Annotated in this window: 17 protein-coding genes; 11 read left to right on the top strand and 6 right to left on the bottom strand. The window is 61.7% G+C overall.

Features of this window, described 5'->3' with window-relative positions; genetic code table 11:
• Positions 1-2,181: a heavy metal translocating P-type ATPase gene (locus tag VWY75_RS07750; protein WP_416538219.1), complete on the top strand. Its 2,181-nt coding sequence runs from the start codon at positions 1-3 to the stop codon at positions 2,179-2,181.
• Positions 2,182-2,224: 43 nt separating this feature from the next.
• Positions 2,225-2,383: a cbb3-type cytochrome oxidase assembly protein CcoS gene (gene ccoS / locus VWY75_RS07745; RefSeq protein ID WP_024095921.1), complete on the top strand. Its 159-nt coding sequence runs from the start codon at positions 2,225-2,227 to the stop codon at positions 2,381-2,383.
• A gap of 81 nt (positions 2,384-2,464) precedes the next feature.
• Here ccoS and VWY75_RS07740 read toward each other — a convergent pair whose 3' ends face one another.
• The 3 genes from VWY75_RS07740 to VWY75_RS07730 form a co-directional block, all read right to left on the bottom strand.
• Positions 2,465-4,045, bottom strand: coding sequence for a D-alanyl-D-alanine carboxypeptidase family protein (locus VWY75_RS07740; RefSeq protein ID WP_416538220.1), 1,581 nt, complete (start codon positions 4,043-4,045; stop codon positions 2,465-2,467).
• A 322-nt stretch (positions 4,046-4,367) separates the two neighbouring features.
• Positions 4,368-4,694, bottom strand: a complete 327-nt coding sequence (locus VWY75_RS07735; protein WP_416538221.1) for a hypothetical protein — start codon at positions 4,692-4,694, stop codon at positions 4,368-4,370.
• Between the two features lie 50 nt (positions 4,695-4,744).
• The gene (locus VWY75_RS07730) at positions 4,745-5,458 is read right to left on the bottom strand and encodes an HAD family hydrolase (protein WP_416534605.1); all 714 of its coding nucleotides are present in this window, start codon (positions 5,456-5,458) and stop codon (positions 4,745-4,747) included.
• An 88-nt stretch (positions 5,459-5,546) separates the two neighbouring features.
• On the opposite strand from VWY75_RS07730, the gene clpS reads away from it, so the two are divergent.
• The 5 genes from clpS to VWY75_RS07705 all read left to right on the top strand — a co-directional run bounded on the left by clpS (position 5,547) and on the right by VWY75_RS07705 (position 9,688).
• Complete coding sequence (gene clpS / locus VWY75_RS07725; RefSeq protein ID WP_340546728.1) at positions 5,547-5,888, top strand: ATP-dependent Clp protease adapter ClpS; 342 nt, start codon at positions 5,547-5,549, stop codon at positions 5,886-5,888.
• A 14-nt stretch (positions 5,889-5,902) separates the two neighbouring features.
• Positions 5,903-6,895 carry a class I SAM-dependent methyltransferase gene (locus tag VWY75_RS07720; RefSeq protein ID WP_416538222.1) on the top strand — a complete coding sequence of 331 codons (993 nt, stop codon included), beginning with the start codon at positions 5,903-5,905 and terminating at the stop codon, positions 6,893-6,895.
• A gap of 106 nt (positions 6,896-7,001) precedes the next feature.
• The gene (locus tag VWY75_RS07715; RefSeq protein WP_340546730.1) at positions 7,002-7,805 is read left to right on the top strand and encodes an SDR family NAD(P)-dependent oxidoreductase; all 804 of its coding nucleotides are present in this window, start codon (positions 7,002-7,004) and stop codon (positions 7,803-7,805) included.
• A gap of 33 nt (positions 7,806-7,838) precedes the next feature.
• Positions 7,839-8,732 carry an oxygen-dependent coproporphyrinogen oxidase gene (gene hemF / locus VWY75_RS07710; RefSeq protein WP_416538223.1) on the top strand — a complete coding sequence of 298 codons (894 nt, stop codon included), beginning with the start codon at positions 7,839-7,841 and terminating at the stop codon, positions 8,730-8,732.
• A gap of 116 nt (positions 8,733-8,848) precedes the next feature.
• Positions 8,849-9,688: a GH25 family lysozyme gene (locus VWY75_RS07705; RefSeq protein ID WP_416538224.1), complete on the top strand. Its 840-nt coding sequence runs from the start codon at positions 8,849-8,851 to the stop codon at positions 9,686-9,688.
• 64 nt (positions 9,689-9,752) lie between these two features.
• On the opposite strand, the gene hemC is transcribed toward VWY75_RS07705, so the two are convergent.
• Positions 9,753-10,727 carry a hydroxymethylbilane synthase gene (gene hemC, locus VWY75_RS07700; protein ID WP_340546733.1) on the bottom strand — a complete coding sequence of 325 codons (975 nt, stop codon included), beginning with the start codon at positions 10,725-10,727 and terminating at the stop codon, positions 9,753-9,755.
• 110 nt (positions 10,728-10,837) lie between these two features.
• On the opposite strand from hemC, the gene hemE reads away from it, so the two are divergent.
• Together hemE and VWY75_RS07690 are read left to right on the top strand one after the other, a co-directional pair.
• The gene (gene hemE, locus VWY75_RS07695; RefSeq protein ID WP_416534602.1) at positions 10,838-11,872 is read left to right on the top strand and encodes a uroporphyrinogen decarboxylase; all 1,035 of its coding nucleotides are present in this window, start codon (positions 10,838-10,840) and stop codon (positions 11,870-11,872) included.
• A 129-nt stretch (positions 11,873-12,001) separates the two neighbouring features.
• Entirely contained in the window at positions 12,002-12,139 is a 138-nt protein-coding gene (locus tag VWY75_RS07690; RefSeq protein ID WP_340546850.1) for a hypothetical protein, read from the top strand.
• Between the two features lie 2 nt (positions 12,140-12,141).
• Here VWY75_RS07690 and VWY75_RS07685 read toward each other — a convergent pair whose 3' ends face one another.
• Positions 12,142-13,242 (bottom strand): CaiB/BaiF CoA transferase family protein, encoded by a 1,101-nt coding sequence (locus VWY75_RS07685; RefSeq protein WP_416538225.1) that lies wholly within the window; start codon positions 13,240-13,242, stop codon positions 12,142-12,144.
• Positions 13,243-13,457: 215 nt separating this feature from the next.
• Here VWY75_RS07685 and VWY75_RS07680 point away from each other — a divergent pair, with 215 nt between their 5' ends.
• Complete coding sequence (locus VWY75_RS07680; protein WP_416538226.1) at positions 13,458-15,638, top strand: heavy metal translocating P-type ATPase; 2,181 nt, start codon at positions 13,458-13,460, stop codon at positions 15,636-15,638.
• Positions 15,639-15,676: 38 nt separating this feature from the next.
• Here the strand turns inward: VWY75_RS07680 and VWY75_RS07675 are convergent, their stop codons facing one another.
• The gene (locus tag VWY75_RS07675) at positions 15,677-15,871 is read right to left on the bottom strand and encodes a SlyX family protein (protein ID WP_340546737.1); all 195 of its coding nucleotides are present in this window, start codon (positions 15,869-15,871) and stop codon (positions 15,677-15,679) included.
• Between the two features lie 215 nt (positions 15,872-16,086).
• Here VWY75_RS07675 and hisS point away from each other — a divergent pair, with 215 nt between their 5' ends.
• On the top strand, positions 16,087-17,574 hold the full coding sequence (gene hisS, locus VWY75_RS07670; protein WP_416538227.1) for a histidine--tRNA ligase: 1,488 nt from the start codon (positions 16,087-16,089) through the stop codon (positions 17,572-17,574).

The following is a 17,574-nucleotide window of genomic DNA, read 5'->3' as shown; positions in this document are numbered from 1 at the left end:
ATGAGCACCGCCTTTGGCCCCCAACTGGCCGCATGCCCCGGCTGTGTCGCAGCGCCAAACGGCGCGGTTGAGCAGGCGCCGACCGAGGCACGTCTGGCCCTGTCGCTGCCCAGTATTCATTGTCAGGCCTGCATCTCCACGGTGGAGCGGGGTCTGAATGCGGTGCCGGGCGTGCGGAGCGCTCGGGTCAATCTCACTCTGAAACGCGCGCTGATTGAGGCCGATCCCGAGTTGCGTGCGCTTGATCTGGTGCCAGTATTGGAACAGCTTGGGTTCGAGGCGCACGAGCTTGACCTGTCGGCGTTGGGCGCGACCGAGACCGATCAGGCGGGACGTGAGCTGCTGATGCGTCTGGCGGTGGCCTTCTTCGCGTCGATGAATGTGATGCTGCTGTCAGTCTCGGTCTGGTCAGGGGCAAGCGATGCAACCCGTGACATGTTCCACTGGATCTCTGCGGCGATCACCTTCCCGGCGATCCTCTTCGCCGGGCAGCCTTTTTTTCGCAACGCCTGGCAGGCTTTGCGGGTGGGGCGGCTCAATATGGATGTGCCGATTGTTCTGGCAATCGTCCTGGCGCTGGTGACCTCTCTGTGGGAGACCTCGCTCTCTGGTGAACACGCCTATTTCGACGCGGCGCTGACATTGACGTTCTTCCTGCTGGCCGGTCGCTATCTGGACCATCGTACCCGCGCCGTGGCGCGTTCTGCTGCCGAGGAACTGGCGGCACTGGAGGTCCCGCGCGCCCTGCGGCTGGATGAGGCCGGGCAACCGGCGGAGGTTGCCGTTGCCGATCTGGCCATTGACGATCGTATTCTGGTACGCCCGGGCGGTCGGATGCCTGTGGATGGTGTCGTCCTGGACGGGCAGTCGGAACTGGATCGCTCTTTGCTGACCGGTGAAACGCTGCCGGTTTTTGCCGAAGTTGGGAGCCTTGTTTCGGCGGGTGAGGTCAATCTGACCGGACCCTTGGTTGTGCGCGCGACCGCCGTCGGGGCCGAGAGTTCCCTGCATCAGCTTGCCGATCTGGTCGCCATCGCAGAGTCCGGGCGGTCACGCTATACCTCGCTGGCGGATCGCGCGGCGAAGCTATATGCGCCCGGGGTTCATATCCTGTCCGCGCTGGCCTTCCTTGGCTGGTATCTCTTTACCTTCGACATGCGAGTGGCGCTGAATATTGCCGCTGCAGTGCTTATCATCACCTGTCCCTGCGCGCTGGGGCTGGCGGTCCCTGCGGTGACAACTGCGGCCTCGGGGCGGCTGTTCAAAAAAGGCATGTTGATCAAACACGCAACTGCGCTGGAACGTCTCGCTGAGGTCGATATCGTAGTTTTCGATAAGACCGGCACGCTGACCAATGGCAACCCTCAATGTGATGACTTCGACCAGCTGTCTCTGCCAGATCAGCGGTTGGCCTATGCGCTGGCACAGGGGTCTGATCATCCGCTGTCGGTTGCAATCTGCCGTGCTGCGGAACAGGCCGGGATTGAGCCTGCGTTGCTGACAAGGCAGGAAGAGGTGCCGGGATTTGGCACCGAGGGGCAGCACGGGGGGCAGCGGGTGCGTCTGGGGCGCGCGGCATGGGTTGGCGCGGCGCCGGGGCAGAAGACCGCCGCCTATCTTGATCGCGGTGATGGTGCGCCACAGGCTTTGACGTTTTCGGATAGTCTGCGTCCCGGCGCCGCTGCGGCGGTAGAAGCGTTGCAGGCGGCGGGGAAGGACGTCTGGCTGATTTCGGGTGACACTGAAGGAGCGGTGAGCGAACTTGCAGGCCGCCTCGGGATCCAGAACTGGATGGCCTCCGCCTTGCCGCAGGATAAATGCGATCAGGTCTCGGCCTTGTCCAGCGCGGGCCACCGGGTGCTGATGGTCGGTGATGGTTTGAATGACACTGCTGCGTTGGCGACAGCACATGTGTCCATTTCGCCCGCTTCGGCGCTGGATGCAGCGCGGGTTGCGTCGGATATCGTTCTGCTGGGACAGGATCTGGCCCCCATAGCCGAGGCCTGTAATGTCGCGCAGAAGGCAACACGACGCATTCGCGAGAACTTTCGCATTGCGACACTCTACAATGTGATCGCGGTTCCCTTGGCGGTGGCAGGGCTTGCGACCCCTCTTGTGGCTGCCTTGGCGATGTCGACATCGTCGATTACAGTATCCCTAAACGCGTTGCGCCTGCGCTGATGATGACCGCAGGCGACCGGCAGGCCAATTCAAGAGAGCCAAGATGAGCGTACTTACCTATCTGATACCGATCTCCCTTTTCCTGGGGGGCGTGGGACTTGTCGGTTTTCTCTATACGGTGCGCTCGAACCAATATGACGATCCAGAAGGTGATGCGCGCAGGATTCTCAGCGACGAATGGGATGATCACCCCAAGCCGTGATTGAACGCTCGAGTGACGGCATGGACCTGCAAAAGAAAAGGCGCCAGAAGGCGCCTTTTCCTATTGGCTTTGTCGCCCGCTTCAGGAGGGGCCGACCGTTTCGCAGGTGATGTTGCGGGCAGAGAGGCGGCGGCAGGCGAGGGCCGCACTCTCCTTGGTCATGCCAAGAAAATTGGCATCAAAGCCACGAGGTGTCTTAACAACTTTGCGCAGGCTGCCATCGAGGGTTGCCATTTCGGCAAGTGCCGTGCGCAGCAGCACTTTTTCGGCCTGATAGCGGCTGCCGTAGCGGCCCACGTTGATACCCCAGTAGCGCCCGCCCGAGGTCGAGAGCCGGGTGACAACCACCGGTTCCGGCTCGGCTGCGGTCTGGTTCGTGGCCAGCCGTGCGGGACGGGCCATGGGGCGCAGACCTACAAAGGGGCGTGGCCTGGCAATCGGAGCAGCCGTTTGTTCGGCTACGGCCGCCACGATTTCTGCCTCGGCGATGGCAGCCGTGATGCTGGCCTGTAGAACATCGCGATCCAGCTTCGGCGGTGCCTCTGCTGCAGGGATTTCGCTGGTGGTCGTCTCGGTCTCAGCCTCGGTCTGAGCCTCGGCCAGCACTGTTGCGGCCTCAGGTTCAGCGGCGCCTGGACGGCGTCTGGGGCGCAGGCTGGTTTTCACCAGACCCGAGACGCGAATGGTCTTGCCCGCCGCCCCGTCGGCAGCCGGTTCGTCAGCGCTGGCCAGCTGGGTGCCAAGACCACGATTGCCCTGGTAGGGCGGGCGCGCCGGCCGCCGCAATTTGGCGCTGCTTGGCGCGCGGCGAAACCCAAGATCGAGGAGTTCGGCGACTTTGGCATTACGAGAGGTTGATGATTTGCCGCCAAAAACAGTGGCAATGATCCGTTCGTTGCCACGTTCTGCGGAGGCGACGAGATTGAAACCTGCGGCCCGGGTGTAGCCGGTCTTGATCCCGTCGGCACCGCGATAGGCCGCAAGAAGACGACGGTTGGTGTTGGGCACGTTGCGCACACCGGCATCCGCCGAACGGCGCGAGAACAGATTGTAATACTCGGGATAATCATAGAGCAGATGCCGCCCGAGCGTGGTCATGTCACGCGCGGTGGACAGATGCCCGTTCTGGGTGAGGCCATGGGCGTTTTTGAAGGTGGTGCGAGACATCCCAAGCGCCTTGGCCGTGCGGGTCATGCGGCGGGCGAAGGCGGCTTCGGATCCGGCGAGTGTCTCGCCAATGGCAGTGGCGGCATCATTGGCGGATTTTACGGCAGCGGCCCGAATTAGGTAGCGAAAGGCGATGCGCTGTCCGGCCTTCAAACCCAGTTTCGACGGTTGCTCGGATGCGGCGTTACGGCTGATCTTCACCTCTGTATCGAGGCTAATCTCGCCGTTGCGAATGGCTTCAAACGCAATATAGAGAGTCATCATCTTGGTCAGCGAGGCCGGGTGCAGCCGGGTGTCTGCATTTCGGGAGTGCAGGACTTCGCCCGTCCGGGCGTCGATGACCATCGCGGCATAGGGGGCTGCCATCGCACTGGGCGGCGCAGTTGCGACCATCGATAGGAAAATAACCAGTCCCAAGACCCAACGCCCCAAACGGGAATACACCCGCAAAGCGCGGATCAGCGGAGTCCGCCTGACCTGCACGATATCTGCCATTTTTGCCTCTTGTCGCCGGTTTTCCGACTGACGTTTTTGCCTGTATTAAAAAAGCGTAGCACAGGGTCACTTTGGAATAAACAGCCCGGTTTTTAAGGAAAAATCGAGATCAGAGTTTGCTTTTCGACATCTAGTGGTGCGCAGCGATGATGACCACTAGATCGGCGGTTGGTTAAAGAAGTGTTAGCGAAAAAAATTGCCGCGGCGCGTGCTATTGGCGGTTGCACGCCTGCGTCTGGTGCCCTGCTGCAACAAGGCACGGCCGACACGCCGCCCATTGAGCGATTCCAGCAGGGCATGACGGGCTGAATCCGCGAGTCTGTCAGGGGTGATGCGGTCCTGTCGTGTAGAAGGGGCCCATGTAGGCCAGCTCCAGAGAAAAGGCGCAGGGGGTGGAGATTCGTGCTGTGATTGCGGTTTTCAACGCCGCAAGCAGCCTGTTGGAAAACGCGGCATCGCGATGGGGTTTCACCAGAACGGAGACCTTCACCACAACATGGCTGTGATGATAGGCGTCGGTCGGATAGCCGCGTCCCTTGCAATCACCGGCCCCATCGTCGTGGGATAGGATGACCTGTTCGATTTCGGCCAGGATCGCGGGGATGTCGAGATCCAGATCGCTGCTGTATTTGATTTCGGCGTGGGGCATTGGTGTGTCCGTTTGTTGAGTGATGAAGGCGAGAGTCGCGATAGCGCGGATCAGCCGATCTCGGCCACCAGCGCGGGCAGTGCGCCCAGATCCGCGATTTCGGTGTATCGAGGGCTATGGGTCGGCGCCGGAGCAAACTCGACCTCCCAGATCAATCCATGCGGCACATATGTGCCCCAGCCGCCTGCCTCGATTGCCGGGACCACGTCCGAGCGCATGGAATTGCCAACCATCATCGCCCGCTCCGCGCCATCGCCGTGGCGCAGGAAAATATCGGCATAGATCTGCGGCGTCTTCTCCGAGACGATTTCGACCCCGTCGAACAGATCACCCAGCCCGGATTGCGCCAGCTTGCGCTCCTGATCCAGCAGGTCGCCTTTTGTGACCAGCACCACCCGGTGGCTGTCGGCCAGAGCTTCAACCGCTGTCCGCGCGTTCTCCAGCAACTCGATAGGGTAGGATAGCATCATCTGCCCGGCGGTGATCAGCTCCTGTATGACGCAGGCAGGCACCTGGGCCTCTGTCACGTCAATGGCGGTTTCAATCATCGACAGGGTGAACCCCTTAACGCCATATCCATAACGCCCGAGGTTCTGTTTTTCCGCTGCCAGCAGCCGCTCCCCCAAAGCCTGCGAATCGAGATCATCGGGAACGTGATCCATCAGCAATTCGGCAAAGCGGTCCTGGGTGATGCGGAAAAATCGTTCATTATGCCAAAGGGTATCATCGGCATCGAAGCCAATTGTTGTCAATTTTCGAGTCAATCCGACACTCTCAATCCCTTTTCCTATCCATCAGAAAGGCTATATAAGCGGGACATTAAAATCCATCCACGATCGGAAGTCTGTGCCAATGCTGCCTACGCCAGTTATGATGTCGGATCATTCAGATGACGATACCGATCTCGGTGTCCTGACCAAGACCCGACCCAAAACGCAGCGTCCGCCGCGCTACAAGGTGCTGTTGCTGAATGACGATTACACTCCGATGGAGTTCGTGGTCATGGTGCTGGAACGGTTCTTCAGCATGACCCATGCCGAGGCCTTCGAAGTGATGCTCACCGTTCACAAGAAAGGCGTCGCGGTGGTCGGCGTTTTCAGCCATGAGATCGCCGAGACAAAAGTGGGGCAAGTGATGGATTTTGCCCACCGCCATCAGCATCCGTTGCAATGCACGATGGAAAAAGAAGAATAAAAAGAGGCTTTTAGATGTCTGTTCGCCTGTCCCTGGCCGTCGAGACGGGCGGATTTTCCGTGCCCGACTCCGGCCGCATCGTTGTGTTTCACCCGCTGTCCGACCTTGACCTGTCGGCGCTGCCAAAAGAGCGGCTGCTGATCGTACAACCCTTTGCGCCCGATCATATTGCGCTGGCGGGCCAAGGCTACGATTGCGTGCCCGAACTGCCTGCGGACGAGCGATTCGCGGCAGCGGTTGTTCTCTTGCCACGGGCGAAGGCTCTGGCGCGCGCGCTGCTGGCCAAGGCCGCCGAGGTCTGCGACGGCCCCGTGCTTGTCGATGGTGGCAAGACCGATGGGGTCGATTCGGTGCTGAAGGCGCTGCGTGCCCGCACCGAAGTGTCGGCCCCGATATCAAAGGCACACGGCAAGGCGTTCTGGTTCGACGCGACGCACTCCGATCTGGCGGACTGGCAGGGCGCAGCTGCCCAGGTCGATGGTGGTTTTCAGACGGCTCCCGGTGTGTTCTCCGCCGATGGCATTGATCCGGCTTCGGCTCTGCTGGTCGCCGCACTGCCGGAGAAGCTCGGCCGCAATGTGGTCGATCTTGGGGCTGGTTGGGGCTATCTCGCAGCTGCGATCCTGCAACGCGAGGGCGTGACGGCGCTGCATCTGATTGAGGCCGATCATAATGCCCTCAGCTGTGCACGAATGAACGTCAGCGATCCCCGCGCCCACTTCCACTGGGCCGATGCCCGCAGCTGGTCTGCGCCAGAACGGGTCGATTGCGTCATCTCCAATCCGCCGTTCCACACCGGGCGCACGGCAGAACCGTCGCTCGGACAGGCGTTTATCACTGCGGCGTCCGGTATGCTGGCACCGTCAGGGTCGCTCTGGATTGTTGCAAACCGGCATCTGCCCTATGAGGCGACGCTTGCCGAGCAGTTCGTAACAGTCGATGAGGTCGCCGGGGACAATCGGTTCAAGGTTCTGCGGGCCAGCCGACCGCGTCGCCACCGTCGCTGACAACGACCAAACACAAAGGGTGGTTCCCTTGTTTCTGTCGGCAGTCTAGGTTGCTGAAAAACGGGGTGGTGCCGTGGCGCCCCCCGGATCCTGACGGAGATCATTCATGTCTTTTTCCATTTCCGGCAAAACGGCCATCGTCACCGGTTCGGCCAGTGGCATCGGTCTTGCCATTGGCAAACAATTCGCAGCAGCCGGTGCCAATGTCATGTTTGCCGATACCGATGAGGCGGCGCTGCTGAGCGAGCTTGGCACGCAAGCGGATGAAAGCAATATCCGGTACTTTGCCGGGGACCTTCGGGAACGGCTCACCATTGCCAATCTTTTGTCGGCAACCATTGATGCCTTCGACGATATCGACATCCTGGTCAATGGCGCACGGCAGGTGGTGCCGACCGATCCGCTGGACCCGGAAGACAAGTCGATGGAGCTGCTGCTCAACGAGACGCTGTTGCCGACCATGCGCCTGTCGCAACAGGTCGCACGGCGGATGATCAAACAGGGTGAGCAACGCGACAATGGCGGGCCCAATGGCGCCATCATCAATCTGTCATCCATCGCCGCGCGCCGCTCGCACCCGGAACTGCTGGCCTATTGTGTGGCCTCGGCTGCGCTTGATCAGTTGACCCGGTCGCTGTCGGTTTCGCTGGCCCCTCATAGGATCCGGGTCAACTCCATTGCGTTCGGCTCTGTAATGAGCGCGTCGATGCAGGCGACGCTCAAGGATAATCGCGCCTATCGGCAGGATATCGAACGCCATACCCCCTTGGGGCGTATTGCCTCTCCCAGTGAACTGACCGAGGCGGCGCAGTTCCTGGCCTCTGACGCGGCGGCTTTTATGACCGGCCAGATCGTTACCCTGGACGGTGGCCGCACGCTGCTGGACACTGTCGCGGTGCCGGTCCATTAAGCGGCTTTCACCTTTGCGCAAATAGGCGACCAGATGAGCATTGAAATGATCGACGAAAAAGCCCGAGCGGCAGCTTGGTTCAGATCCTTGCGTGATACGATTGTGGCCGCCTTCGAGGCGCTGGAAGACAGCCATGCCAGCGGCCCTTTCAGTGATCAGCCTGCCGGCCGTTTCGAGGTCAGCGAAACCACGCGCTCTGCCGAGGATGGCAGTGATGCCGGTGGTGGCCTGATGAGCGTGATGCGCGGCGGTCGCGTCTTTGAAAAGGTCGGCGTGAATATCTCTGAGGTCTACGGCACATTGGGTGAGCGCGCGCAGACTGCCATGGCGGCGCGCAAGGGCATTCCGGGGATGAAGGACGATCCGCGCTTCTGGGCCTCTGGCATCTCTCTTGTGGCACATATGCAGAACCCCCATGCCCCCGCGGTCCATATGAACACGCGGATGTTCTGGACCCCGCATGCCTGGTGGTTTGGCGGGGGGTCTGACCTGAATCCATGTATCGAATACGATGAGGACACCGCCCATTTCCACCGCATGCAGGAACAGCACTTGGCGGCCCATGGCGCCGGGCTGTATCCCCAGCTCAAGGCCTGGGCGGATGAGTATTTCTACATCCCTCACCGGCAGAGGGCGCGCGGGGTTGGCGGCATCTTCATGGATGACCGCAACAGCGGCGACTGGGAGGCGGATTTCGCCCTGACGCAGGATATTGGCCGCGCCTTCCTTCCTGCCTATCTGCCGTTGGTCGAAAAACGCAGGCCGATGGCATTTGGCGCAGCGGAGAAAGACGTCCAGCTGGTCCATCGCGGCCTCTATGCCGAGTATAATCTGGTCTATGACCGCGGCACCAAATTCGGCCTGGAAACCGGCCATGACGCCAATGCCGTCCTGATGAGCCTGCCGCCGATGGCGAAATGGGTCTGATCAAGGCGCGCGATCTCCTGCTGATGGCGCGGGCGCGCTGTCTTGATCATTGCTCTGAACGGGCTGGCGGGCTTTACTGAACCAAAGCGAAAATCGCAGAGATCGGGCAGGTCGGGATGAGCAGATTTTGGTGGGTGCTTGCAGGGATGATGGTCCTTGCCGCTTGTAGCGGCCGAACAACACCGGTTGCGCCACCGACACCGCCAATAGGCCAGCCGGTGCAGCCCGGAGAAACCACCGCCAGCCTTGCCGCGGCGCGGGCGCGGCTGATCACCCACCCTAAATTCGCCGACAGCGATCCGCACCCCTGGGACGGGCGTACGCCATGGTCGTACCCCATCCATGGCATCGACGTCTCACGCTGGCAGGGGGACATCGACTGGCGCCGGGTTCGGGCTGCAGGCATCAGCTTTGCCTATCTGAAGGCAACTGAAGGCGGTGATCTCACCGATCCGAAATTCCGCGATCACTGGCGTGCCGCACGACAGGCGGGCGTCAAACGCGGCGCCTATCATTACTTCTACTTCTGCCGCCCGGCCGCGGAACAGGCGCGCTGGTTCATCCGTCATGTCCCCCGCGACAGCGCGGCCTTGCCGCATGTGCTGGACATGGAGTGGACGCCACATTCTCGCACCTGCACCAAACGTCCCTCCGGCGCCAAGGTGCGGGCGGAGGCAGAGCGGTTTCTGGACCTTCTGGAAGCGCATTATGGCCAGCGGCCTGTGCTCTACACGACGGTGGATTTCTACCGTGAGACCAGCATCGGCCGCCTGCGGGATACTGAGTTCTGGTTGCGCTCGGTCGCGGATCACCCGCATGTCACCTATCCCGGTGCGCTCTGGCGGTTCTGGCAATATACCGGCACCGGACGCGTGCCCGGGATCGCTGGCAACGTCGACCTCAACGTCTTTGGCGGCGGGCCAGAGCGTTGGCTGCGCTGGTCGGGGCAGATCTGAGCTGCACCGGCCGGGCCATCTTCTGGCTCAAAATATCCCGGAGCGCGAGGCAGCGCCTCGCATTCTACTGCCGATCCTGGTGCTTCCAGTCGAAAAAGCCCGCTCCGGCCTGCGCCAGAAGTTTCGCGGCCATCTCGCGGCCCAGCTCCGCACCGTCTTCGAGCGCACAGGTCTGATCGTCATTGATCGCTTCCGATCCGTCAGGGCGCAGGACTTCGCCGCGCAGCCTCAGGCTGTTGCCCTCCAACGTCGCAAGACCAGCGATCGGGGTCTCGCAAGAGCCATCCAGCGCGGCAAGAAATGCGCGCTCGGCAGTCAGGCGCAGCCCGGTCTCGCGGTCATGCAGAGCCGCCAGCATATCACCGATACGGCTGTCGCCCTGCCGGCGCTCAATGCCAATGGCACCCTGGGCGACGGCGGGTAGCATGTCTTCTGGGGGGATGGCGGTTGCCGGAACCTGATCGGCGCCAAGACGGTTGAGCCCGGCCATCGCCAGAAAGGTGCATTCGGCCACACCATCGCGCAGTTTGGTCAGCCGTGTCTGCACATTGCCACGAAATTCCACAACCTTGAGATCGGGACGCCGATGCAGAAGCTGTGCGCGCCGCCGCAGTGAGGAGGTGCCAACAACGGCGCCTTCGCGCAGCTCCGCGATGGATGAGACATTGGCGCAGATGAAAGCATCACGCACGTCTTCACGCGGCAGATAGGTGTCCAGCAGCAACCCCGCAGGCTGCGCTACGGGCATGTCCTTCATGGAATGCACTGCAATGTCGATGGCACCGGACAGCAGGTCCTCTTCGATCTCCTTCGTGAACAGCCCCTTGCCACCCAATGTCTTCAGCGGTTTATCTGCCGCGATCAGCGCCTGATTGTCACCGCTGGTCTTGATCACGACAATGTCGAATGCGTCCTGTGGCAGATCGAAGGCGGCCATGAGCCGGGCGCGGGTTTCATGGGCCTGGGCCAGCGCCAAAGGCGAACCGCGGGTGCCGATTTTCAGGGGCGAAGCGGGGGAGGGCAGATCGATCTGTGTCATATATCGACCCTTAATCGCGACATAATGCCATGACAAGCACCGGTCCTGCTGCCCTTGACAATTTGCCGCCAAGGCTAGACCTCAGATGCAACACAGATATGAGGGTGATCATGGCCGAACAGAAGAAGCTGCTGCGCGCATTGGCGGGCGAGACACAGGATGTGCCGCCGATCTGGATGATGCGCCAGGCGGGCCGCTATTTGCCCGAGTACCGCGCCACCAGGGCTGAGGCCGGCGACTTTCTGTCGCTCTGCTATAATCCAGAACTGGCGACTGAGGTGACGCTGCAGCCGATCCGTCGCTACGGTTTCGATGCAGCGATTCTGTTTGCCGATATCCTCTTGGTGCCGCAGGCACTCGGGGCTGATCTTTGGTTCGTGACCGGCGAGGGGCCGCGCCTGTCGACGGTCACAACGGAGAGCGATTTTGCCAAGTTGGGACCGGTCAGCGACATCCATGAGACGCTGAACCCGATCTATGAAACCGTGCGGCTGCTCTCGGCTGCCTTGCCCCGCGAAACCACGCTGATCGGCTTTGCCGGAGCGCCCTGGACCGTCGCGACCTATATGATCGCGGGACGCGGCACGCCGGATCAGGGGCCTGCGCATCTGCTGCGTCAGGAAAACAATCCGCTGTTTGAGGCGCTGCTGAACCGTATCACTGAGGCGACGATCGAATATCTCTCGATGCAGATCAAAGCCGGTGCCGAAGTGGTCAAGATCTTTGACAGCTGGGCAGGATCGCTCAGTGGCGAGGCGTTTGAGAAATACGCATTGGCTCCCTGCCGCCAGATCACCGCCGCGCTGAAACAGCGCCATCCCGAAATTCCGGTGATCGGTTTCCCGCGTGAGGCGGGGGAAAAATATGTCGGTTTTGCCAGGGCGACGGGTGTCGATTGTGTGGCGCTTGATAACTCCGTTGACCCCGAATGGGCGGCGGCCAATGTGCAGGTTGACGGCTGTGTTCAGGGCAATCTTGCCTCGCGCCATATGGTGACGGGGGGGCAGGAGCTGATTGATGACACCCACCGTATCGTCAAAGCTTTCGGCAAGGGGCCGCATATCTTTAACCTCGGCCACGGGATCACCCCGGACGCCGATCCGGACAATGTGCAACGGATGATCGACGCGGTGCGCGGCAGCTGACCGGGCTGAACAGAGCTGTCCGGCGATCATGTTCGTCTTGCGCGCTGAGGCCAATTGCGGCATCAGCGCGTTTTCCACTCACGCCGAAAGGGCAAGTCGATGGATTACAAGAAATCTGGAGCCCCCAGAATGGGCAAAAACAGCCCGCGTCATCAGGAGCATAATGCCAAGGGCAGCGCCAAGAACCCCTATGGTGCGCGCGAAACCAAAGCCGAACTCCTGGCGCGGATGAAAGCAGCGGCGGAGAAGGCCAAGAAAGACAGCTGATCCTAGCGCTGCCGTTGCCTCAGCTCCGCCAGTATCTCGGAATTGTGCTGGCCACGTGCCGGGGCCGGTGGGACCTCCCAGCTGTCCTGACCAGAGAACCGTGGCGCCGCAGCGGCCTGGAGGCCATTCTCAGCTGTTACCCAGGTCCTGCGCTGGTTCATCGGATGTGCCTCTGCCTCGATGGGTGACAATACCGGTGCCACGCAGGAGTCGCTGCCCTTGAATAGCCTGTCCCAGTGGTCGCGCGGCTGCGCGGCAAAGATACCGGCCAGCCTTGCGCCCAGCACCGGCCAGAGGCTTTTGTCGTGCTGCCGGGCGAATTGGGCATCCTCGCTCAGATCGAGGCGCGACAGAAACTCGGCGTAAAACTGTGGTTCCAGACATTGCACGCTGATGTACCCGCCATCGGCGCAGACATAACAGCGGCTCCAATGCGGCCCATCCAGCAGGCTTTTCCCACGCAGGCTGCTGAACTGTCCGGCCTGCTGCAATGTCATCAACAGGTTCATCATATGGGCCGAGCCATCGTAAATCGCGGCATCGACGACGCATCCGGCTGGCGTGTCGCCGTGACGGTTTTCGCGCCTTACCAGCGCTGCCAGAATACCCGCGACCAGATAAAGCGCGCCACCGCCGATATCGCCCACCAAAGTCGCCGGTGGCTGGGGAGGGGTGCCGGGCGTTGCATCATACCAAAGCGCCCCGGACAGCGCGATATAGTTTAGGTCGTGACCGGCGGTTTCGGCCAAGGGGCTATCCTGCCCCCATCCGGTCATACGCCCATAAATAAGGTCGGGGTTGCGGTCGTGACATGTGATCGGCCCCAGCCCCAGCCGCTCCATAACACCGGGTCGAAAGCCCTCGACCAGCGCATCGGCAGTCTCGACGAGATGCAGCAGCGTTTCGACGTCAGCCGGCGATTTCAGATCCAGCGTGATGGAGCGTTTGCCGCGATCAATGATCGGATGTGCAGGCATCAAACCCGCGCCCTCGCCTTTGCGGTGAACGCATATGACATCCGCGCCAAGATCCGCCAGCATCATCGCGGCGAAGGGCGCAGGGCCCAGCCCTTCGATCTCGATTACACGAATTCCTGTCAGCATGGCGGGCCTCCTGTCGGGTAATTTCGGATGATGTCGCGACCTTGCTGTCAGCCTAGCGGCTTTCTGCCCGGCCCCAAGAAGACCGTTGCGGCACATCCCGAATACTGCTGTTTTCGGATCAGATTTTTCTGAAGAAAGCGCTTGAAGCTCCAGCTGCTGTAGCAATTACATAAGCAGCCGACACGATGTGATGACAAAAAAAAGGTGACATTGGAATGGCTAGGGATGCGATTGAGCAGCTGGAGTGGCGGGTAACCGGAATGGACTGTGGGTCCTGCGCGACCAAGGTGCGTGGCGCGGTTGAGCGACTGCCGGGTGTCAGCGGCGTCGAGGTCGCCATGATGTCGGAGCGGCTGCGCCTGGAGCTTGATCCACGCCAAGGCTCGGTGATGGCCGTCGAGAAGGCGGTGCGCGGGCTGGGGTTTGGTGTCACGGCAAGCAGCACTGCACCAGCTGGCACCTCTGCGCCCTGCTGTGGCGGCGTACAGCACGCCGATGCCGCCGATGCAGTGGCCCCGCCTTGGTATCACAGTGCCAAGGGGCAATTACTGCTGGTGACGGGGCTGCTGCTGGCGCTGGCCTGGAGCATTAAGCTGCTGGCATCGCCTACGGTTGGTCTCTGGGCGTTCATGCTGGCGACCCTGATCGGAGTGGCTCCTGTGGCGCGGCGTGCCTTTGCGATGCTGCGGGCGGGGATGCCCTTTACCATTGAAATGCTGATGTCGATCGCAGCGATTGGCGCCCTGTTTATCGGTGCTGCCGAAGAGGCAGCACTGGTGGTGTTTCTCTTTGCCGTGGGTGAGATGCTCGAAGGTCTGGCTGCCAACAAGGCGCGGGATGGTATCCGGGCGCTTGCGGATTTGGTGCCAAAGACGGCGCTGCTTGAAGGTGGTGACACCCTGGAGGAGATCGCCGCAGATCGCCTGCGGGAGGGGCAGATTGTCGTGGTGCGCCCAGGTGACCGCGTGCCTGCGGATGGCGAAGTGATCAACGGTATCTCGGGCGTCGACGAAAGTCCGGTGACGGGCGAGAGCGTGCCCAGCCTCAAGGAACCGGGATCCGAAGTCTTTGCCGGATCAATCAACACCCAGGCGGTGCTGCGGGTGCGGGTGACCCGCGCCGCAGCCAACAACACCATTTCGCGGATTATCCGGCTGGTGGAAGAGGCGGAAAGCGCCCGTGCGCCGACAGAGCGTTTCATCGACCGCTTCAGCCGGATCTATATGCCGATCATCGTGGGTATCGCGCTGCTGGTCGCATTGGTGCCGCCGATGGTCTTCGCGATGGATTGGGACACATGGATCTACCGCGCCCTTGCCCTGTTGTTGATCGGGTGTCCCTGTGCCCTGGTGATCAGCGTACCCGCTGCCATCGCTTCGGCGCTGTCGTCCGGTGCGCGCCATGGTCTGCTTCTGAAAGGGGGCGCAGTGATCGAGGCCGCCGCCCGCACCACCGATGTTGCATTCGACAAGACAGGCACGCTGACCTGTGGGCGACCTCAGGTCACCGATATCGTTGTGGTTCAGGGCAGTGAGGGCAGCGTTCTGCAACTCGCCGCAGCGGTCGAGCGGGAGTCGAGCCACCCTCTGGCCGAGGCGATCTATGCTCGAGCTGTCGAAGCCGGGGTAGATATTCCGCCGGTGCAGGAAGCCCACGCGGTGCCGGGGAAGGGGGCCTCTGCCAAGCTCGGGTCAGTTGTCATCACCGTCGGATCGCCGCGCTTTGCCGCAGAAACAGGTGTGATGGCGCAGGCTTCCATGGTGAAGGCTGCCGAGCTTGAAGCCGAGGGGAAGACCGTTGTCGCCCTGTTCAGCGACGAGGTTCTATATGGATTGATCGCGCTCAGGGACGAGCCGCGCGAAGATGCGGTGGAAGCGATGCGCGCGCTCCGACAGATGGGGATCACAGCAACGATGCTGACAGGGGACAATGCCCGCACGGCAGCCGCCATCGCCGGCCAGCTGGGGATTGATCACCGTGCAGAGCTGATGCCGCAGGACAAGGTAGCGGCCCTGCAAGAGCTGACACAGCGTGGTCAGGTCATGATGGTCGGCGATGGCATCAATGATGCGCCCGCGCTTGCGACAGCGCAGGTTGGTGTCGCTATGGGGTCTGGCACCGATGTGGCCCTTGAGACCGCAGATGCCGCGATCCTGCGCAACCGGGTCAGCGATGTGATCGGCATTATTCGCCTGTCGCGCGCCACATTGACGAATATTCGCCAGAACGTTGCTGTGGCACTGGGGCTGAAAGGCGTGTTTCTCGTGACATCGGTTCTGGGGATCACGGGCCTGTGGATCGCGATTCTCGCCGACACTGGCGCCACGGTCCTGGTGACGCTTAATGCGCTGCGGCTGCTGTCTTTCAGACCCTCGCCAACGTCGAAGGAGCGCTAAGCACAGGCGTGGGCGACAGGCGCCGACTGAGGGAGAGATCAATAATGCGGAGGACGTTCGTCGCCAATGACAACCCCGCCGCCACCGTCCTGCTCGCGTGAAGCTTCCCGCTGAAACAGCATGGCGACACGATGGGTCAGCCGGTCAATCTCGGATTGCTGCCGGTTGACCACATCGCTCAGCTCATCGACGGTGCGCGTCAGGTGGGCGATCTGTTCTTCGAGATGTTGCATCGGTTTCTCCCTTCGGGTCTGCCGCTGTCATAGGGGCAGTTGCGTGCAGGGTCCATGCTCGGTTGTGCCAACGCCGCCGCTTTGGGTTGCATGGAGATCAGGCAACAACGGCACGGCCATAGGGCCTGCGCGCTCTGCCGCCTTGCTGTTGGGCCGCCCTTGGGCTAGACCGCCGGGCGAGTATCTGACCCATTTGACACCCCGAGGAGGCCAAGATGGCCAAAGTCAAGAAACAGCCCCGCCCCAAGGCGATCACGCCGAAGGGCTTCCGTGACTATTTCGGCGAAGAGGTGAGCCAGCGCAGCGAGATGTTGCGGGCCATTGCGGGTGTCTATCATCATTACGGGTTTGATGCGCTGGAGTCTTCGGCGGTGGAAACCGTTGAGGCACTGGGCAAGTTTCTGCCCGATGTCGATCGCCCGAACGAGGGTGTCTTTGCCTGGCAGGAATATGACGAAAGCGGCAACGGCGACTGGATGGCGCTGCGCTACGACCTGACCGCTCCGCTGGCACGGGTCTATGCCCAGCACCGCAATGATCTGCCGACGCCTTACCGCCGCTATGCGATGGGGCCGGTCTGGCGCAACGAGAAACCGGGTCCGGGCCGCTATCGCCAGTTCTACCAGTGCGACGCGGATACCGTTGGAACCGCCTCCATGGCCGCCGATGCCGAGATCTGCGCGATGTTGTCCGACACGCTGGAAACTGTCGGCATTCCGCGCGGTGACTATCTGGTGCGGGTGAATAACCGCAAGGTGTTGAATGGCGTGCTTGAGGCGATGGGCCTTGAGGCGGGCGACAGCAAACGCGACGACGTGCTGCGCACCATCGACAAATTCGACAAGGTGGGCGAGGCTGGTGTCCGCGAGCTGCTGACCAAGGGGCGTCTGGATGCCTCCGGCGCCTTCATCGACGGCGTTGGCCTAACCGATGACCAGGCAGCACCCGTGCTGGCGTTCCTGACCTCCAAGGGCGCTGACGCCGCCAAGACCCTTGCCAACCTGCGCGCCGCCATTGGGGGTAGTGCGATTGGCGCGGAGGGAGTCGCCGAGCTGGAGCAGATCGGCGATCTGCTGGCCGCTGGTGGGTATGGCGCCGACCGCATCGATATCGACCCTTCGGTCGTGCGTGGCCTCGGCTATTATACCGGCCCGGTTTACGAGGCCGAACTCACCTTCGAGATTCTGGATGAGAAGGGCCGTAAACGGCAGTTCGGCTCGGTTTCGGGCGGTGGGCGTTACGACGATCTGGTGAAGCGGTTCACGGGTCAGGAAGTCCCGGCGACCGGCGTCTCCATCGGTGTTGACCGGCTCTTGGCCGCGCTGCGCGAGAAAGGCCGGATCGAGGCAAAGACCACCGGCCCCGTTGTGGTGACGGTGATGGATAAGGCGCGTATGGCGGACTACCAGACCATGGTGGCCGAGCTGCGCAATGCAGGCATCCGGGCTGAGGTCTATCTTGGCAATCCCAAAAACTTCGGCAATCAGCTGAAATACGCGGACAAGCGCAACTCGCCCATAGCGGTGATCGAAGGCGGCGAGGAAAAAGATCGCGGTGTGGTGCAGATCAAGGATTTGATCCTCGGCGCGCAGATTGCCGAGAACGCCACCCTCGAAGAGTGGAAAGAGCGTCCGAGCCAGTTTGAGGTGCCACGCGGTGATCTGGTCGCCAAGGTGCGCGAAATCCTTGCAGGGCAGGGCTGA

The sequence above is a fragment of the Phaeobacter sp. JH20_08 genome (assembly GCF_048056635.1).
GTDB classification, from domain to species: domain Bacteria; phylum Pseudomonadota; class Alphaproteobacteria; order Rhodobacterales; family Rhodobacteraceae; genus Phaeobacter; species Phaeobacter bryozoorum.
The sequence above is the reverse complement of the archived record's forward strand: the minus strand, read 5'-3'. Positions and strand labels throughout refer to the sequence as shown.

Coding starts and splice junctions, on each gene's coding strand:
- VWY75_RS07750 (WP_416538219.1), top strand. CDS start 1: ATGAGCACCGCCTTTGGCCCCCAACTGGCCGCATGCCCCGGCTGTGTC.
- clpS (WP_340546728.1), top strand. CDS start 5,547: ATGCTGCCTACGCCAGTTATGATGTCGGATCATTCAGATGACGATACC.
- VWY75_RS07740 (WP_416538220.1), bottom strand. CDS start 4,045: ATGGCAGATATCGTGCAGGTCAGGCGGACTCCGCTGATCCGCGCTTTG.
- hemF (WP_416538223.1), top strand. CDS start 7,839: ATGAGCATTGAAATGATCGACGAAAAAGCCCGAGCGGCAGCTTGGTTC.
- VWY75_RS07715 (WP_340546730.1), top strand. CDS start 7,002: ATGTCTTTTTCCATTTCCGGCAAAACGGCCATCGTCACCGGTTCGGCC.
- VWY75_RS07705 (WP_416538224.1), top strand. CDS start 8,849: ATGAGCAGATTTTGGTGGGTGCTTGCAGGGATGATGGTCCTTGCCGCT.
- VWY75_RS07685 (WP_416538225.1), bottom strand. CDS start 13,242: ATGCTGACAGGAATTCGTGTAATCGAGATCGAAGGGCTGGGCCCTGCG.
- hemE (WP_416534602.1), top strand. CDS start 10,838: ATGGCCGAACAGAAGAAGCTGCTGCGCGCATTGGCGGGCGAGACACAG.
- ccoS (WP_024095921.1), top strand. CDS start 2,225: ATGAGCGTACTTACCTATCTGATACCGATCTCCCTTTTCCTGGGGGGC.
- VWY75_RS07735 (WP_416538221.1), bottom strand. CDS start 4,694: ATGCCCCACGCCGAAATCAAATACAGCAGCGATCTGGATCTCGACATC.
- hemC (WP_340546733.1), bottom strand. CDS start 10,727: ATGACACAGATCGATCTGCCCTCCCCCGCTTCGCCCCTGAAAATCGGC.
- VWY75_RS07680 (WP_416538226.1), top strand. CDS start 13,458: ATGGCTAGGGATGCGATTGAGCAGCTGGAGTGGCGGGTAACCGGAATG.
- VWY75_RS07690 (WP_340546850.1), top strand. CDS start 12,002: ATGGGCAAAAACAGCCCGCGTCATCAGGAGCATAATGCCAAGGGCAGC.
- VWY75_RS07675 (WP_340546737.1), bottom strand. CDS start 15,871: ATGCAACATCTCGAAGAACAGATCGCCCACCTGACGCGCACCGTCGAT.
- VWY75_RS07720 (WP_416538222.1), top strand. CDS start 5,903: ATGTCTGTTCGCCTGTCCCTGGCCGTCGAGACGGGCGGATTTTCCGTG.
- hisS (WP_416538227.1), top strand. CDS start 16,087: ATGGCCAAAGTCAAGAAACAGCCCCGCCCCAAGGCGATCACGCCGAAG.